The sequence below is a fragment of the Pricia sp. genome (genome assembly GCF_041745955.1).
Taxonomy (GTDB): Bacteria; Bacteroidota; Bacteroidia; order Flavobacteriales; family Flavobacteriaceae; genus Pricia.
The window spans coordinates 1-3,500 of record NZ_JBGTHY010000166.1; the positions used below are offsets into that span (position 1 = coordinate 1).

Sequence of the window (3,500 nt, forward strand, 5' to 3'; positions counted from 1 at the left end):
GATAATCAGAGGTATAGCCTTGATCATCATATTTTCGGATGAGGTCTTTTTCGTGTTTTGCAAATTCTTTCATTTGAATTTAATTTTATGATTAAACAAGAAGGACTTTGACTTTAAAAGTAAAAATAGAATTCTTAATCTAGCATAAAAAAACGGACAATTTCCAAAGAAAAAGTCCGTTTTATGCATGTTGTTAGCTGTAATCGCTATTAGTTGTCATCAACGGCATCCTCGACTTCATCTCCGACCTCGTCTGCGGCGTCTTCGATATCATCGCCCGCTTCATCCATTGAATCTTCCATTTTTTCGCCTGTGTTCTTTTCCCTGCAACTGTTCAAGGTGCTTACGGAAAATGATAGGGCAAAAAGCATTAAAAATACATATACTGACTTTTTCATGATAGTGTAATTAAAGGTTAAACTTTATTATAATTGAATTTTAAATTTTTTTTCTTCCGGTAAAAAGGGTGATAACGAACAACACCAGAAAGATAAAAAAGAGAATCTTGGCTATGTCTGCCGCGCCTTCCGCGATACCGCCAAATCCGAAAACGGCGGCCACAATGGCTAAAATTACAAAAATTACTGTCCAACGTAACATAAAATTATGGTTTAGGTTAATATTTGCATAAAATACCTTTAAAGTATCTTAATTTCTTAGAATGTAAAGGTGTAAAATGAAAATAATTGCATTTGACCCTATCCATTTTAAAATTGATGCATCCACACAAGCCTTGCCCTGTAGGTCTTACCAACGTATTCTGAAATAGCAATATAGCTGGGATACCCCCAATTAAGGCCAAATACGACGCTTTAAACACTAGCGTTCGTTAGCTGGATTTTATCGCTATTTAACCATATAGAATGCCTGTTCCGTTTTAAATCGACACAAAAGAAGGACGTAAATCCATCCTTTTTCTTGTTGCAAAATTTGATGGGCACTATGCAATATCCTCAAGACTTTTTATATTTATTAGTCCGGTATGGATTTTATTTCGTTGTTGCTGTAGCAAGTTTTCGGTACTGCCCGGTAGATTTGATTCACTGAGAACCTCATCATAGGCTTCGATGGCTTTCTTTTCACCTTTGATGGCCTCTTCCAACATGGCCTCCTCATCATCGGAAGAAAAAAGACTCTTAATATCCATCCAGGAACGGTGCGCTTTCCCGGCTACACTATCCCCTTTCTCCACTTCTTGTCCAAATTGCTTGATTTCCGATTTGAGGGCGTGTCCAAAATCATATCTTTCTTGTGCCTTTTGCGCAAAATACCTTTTTAGATGTCCTTCTTCGACATTGTCCGCTGCTTTTTTAAAGCCTCTTTCGGCGTCGTAGGTTTTTTCTAAAAGATCGTTCAGTTTTTCTCCCACTTGTTCGGTATACGTACTCATAATTTTGAATTTTAATTAGTGGAACCGTGGTAAATTTGGGATGTGTTCCATAAACATCCATTTTAAGTCAGCGACGAAATTACGGTGTTCTTTCAGTCACTATGGATGCTAATCCCATGAAAATTGACTTTTTCGCAATCTTGTTCGAACGCGTTACGATTCGATGCAATACAGGACGCTCGCTGTACCGATTCAGGGCAAATTCCATGCAAAATTCAAGACCATCTTAAAAAACAGGGGGGAGGATACGAAAAGGTACGCGCGTAAAATGGAGATGCGGCTGGCGACCATGTGCCCAAGTGCGAAAGCGAGGTGAAACCTGTCGATAGTCAGGGGGGGCAAATAAAAATGGCCCTAATGCAAGTGCATCAAAGCCATTTTCTAACAACCAACCAAACTATCGTAAGCTTGTGGTAACTAGCACCACCTAATATTTTAAAAACAACTAATCTAATAATCTGAACTGACTTAGTGTACTTTTACATTGCAAAAATAGCTTTGTCGATACCATCCGTGTTGCTGTATCGCAATTTAGTTTGACTGTAAAATCATTTTAGGAAGATTTTAAACCCTTATATGAAAGCAATCATCAAATTTTTTAAGCGCACCTACCACAATGTGCTACAGAGCATTGCCTTCTATCCGGTGCTGATCAGCCTGTTGTACGGGGTTGCCGCCGTTATCTCATTAAAGATCGATAGTTCGGAGCTGGTAGCCCAATTGAAGGAAGACGCGTCCTATCTATTTATCCAGGACTATGATACGGTGCGGGCCATGCTCTCCACATTTATCGGGGGCATCATTTCGTTGACAGTCTTCAGTTTTTCAATGGTGATGGTGGTTTTGGGCCAAGCCTCGAGCGATTTTTCGCCACGTTTATTGCCCGGTCTCATCTCTAACAAAAAGAACCAGATTATTTTGGGCACCTACGTAGGCACGCTGCTGTACTGTACGCTAATCTTGCTCTCGCTGGGCGCCTATGGCATCGACTCCAGTGCTGTTGGGCTTTCGGCCATGTTGGCGGCCTTGATGTCGATACTCTGTATCGTGCTGTTCATCTATTTTATCAATAGCATATCGAGTGCCATTCAGATACACAATATTATTGAAGGCATCTACCAACGCTGCGATACGTATCTGGAGGATGAGCTACAGGAAAAGGATGCGTCAAAAATCGCACTACAGTATATCGATACCGGCGGGTGGAAACCGATAGTCACCGATAAAACGGGATATTTCAGGGGATTCGATAGCGTGCTAATGTCAAGTTCGGTAAAGGAGGATGACAACCAGATTGAGATCGTACCCTACCTCAACCAGCACATTTGGAAAGGGGATGTCGCCCTTCGCGTAAAGAACGACATTTCGGAAGAGGCCCATAAAAACCTATTGTTCTGTATGGATATTTCTTCGGATAGGCACGAAGACGACAAGGGCATCGGGGGCATGATCAAGCTGACGGAAATTGCCGTCAAAGCGATGTCTCCGGGCATCAACGATCCCGGTACCGCCATCGGGGCCGTGACCAAATTGGGAAGCCTGCTCGCCACATTTTTACGTTTTCCGCATATGGTCTCGACGACTCTCGATAAGGGGTCAATGATTTTGATCCATAAAAATATTCCGGCAGAAGAGCTGATGCGGATTTTAGTGCAGCCGATACGGCTGTATTCCAAAAAGGATAGTACCGTAATGTACGAGCTGATCAAGGCCCTGCAATATGTCGTAAGTGCTCCGGGAATTTCTAACGATCACCGGAAAGCGGTGGTCAAGGAGCTCGGGGCACTGCGCAGCGATCTTGAAAAAAATATCGAAAACGATGTCGATAGGGAAAATATCCTCGCTCTTTTCGAGGAAAAATAGCGTGGCGAAAAATGATAGCGATGTGGAAGATTTTAGAAGGCTGTACTCCGGTTATTTTAACCTGTCATACCGAGACGGTCTTTCATGCTTAAACGCAAAGTATACTAAATTAGGGGTTCGCAGCGTTAGAGGTAAGACTTGAAACCAAACGAACCCCGATGAAAACCAACCAAACCTTTCTCATACCCTTTGCCCTGTTTTTTTGCGGCCTAACGTTCGCGCAGCAGGAACAACAGCCACAACAAGC

General features: G+C 42.2%; 4 protein-coding genes. 1 reads left to right on the top strand and 3 read right to left on the bottom strand.

All coding sequences use genetic code 11. The features are described from left to right. Window positions 1-209 precede the first annotated feature (209 nt). The 3 genes from ACEW8S_RS05985 to ACEW8S_RS05995 all read right to left on the bottom strand — a co-directional run bounded on the left by ACEW8S_RS05985 (window position 210) and on the right by ACEW8S_RS05995 (window position 1,390). Complete coding sequence (locus ACEW8S_RS05985) at window positions 210-398, bottom strand: hypothetical protein (protein ID WP_373517267.1); 189 nt, start codon at window positions 396-398, stop codon at window positions 210-212. A gap of 40 nt (window positions 399-438) precedes the next feature. Further along, window positions 439-600 carry a DUF1328 domain-containing protein gene (locus tag ACEW8S_RS05990; RefSeq protein WP_373517268.1) on the bottom strand — a complete coding sequence of 54 codons (162 nt, stop codon included), beginning with the start codon at window positions 598-600 and terminating at the stop codon, window positions 439-441. A 340-nt stretch (window positions 601-940) separates the two neighbouring features. Beyond that, window positions 941-1,390, bottom strand: coding sequence for a PA2169 family four-helix-bundle protein (locus tag ACEW8S_RS05995; RefSeq protein WP_373517269.1), 450 nt, complete (start codon window positions 1,388-1,390; stop codon window positions 941-943). Window positions 1,391-1,966: 576 nt separating this feature from the next. Between ACEW8S_RS05995 and ACEW8S_RS06000 the strand changes: the two genes are divergently transcribed. Continuing rightward, window positions 1,967-3,253 (top strand): DUF2254 domain-containing protein, encoded by a 1,287-nt coding sequence (locus ACEW8S_RS06000; RefSeq protein WP_373517270.1) that lies wholly within the window; start codon window positions 1,967-1,969, stop codon window positions 3,251-3,253. Window positions 3,254-3,500 lie beyond the last annotated feature (247 nt).

Excerpts from the sequence above, each read along its gene's own strand:
- ACEW8S_RS05985 (WP_373517267.1), bottom strand. The coding sequence starts at position 398 with ATGAAAAAGTCAGTATATGTATTTTTAATGCTTTTTGCCCTATCATTT.
- ACEW8S_RS05990 (WP_373517268.1), bottom strand. The coding sequence starts at position 600 with ATGTTACGTTGGACAGTAATTTTTGTAATTTTAGCCATTGTGGCCGCC.
- ACEW8S_RS05995 (WP_373517269.1), bottom strand. The coding sequence starts at position 1,390 with ATGAGTACGTATACCGAACAAGTGGGAGAAAAACTGAACGATCTTTTA.
- ACEW8S_RS06000 (WP_373517270.1), top strand. The coding sequence starts at position 1,967 with ATGAAAGCAATCATCAAATTTTTTAAGCGCACCTACCACAATGTGCTA.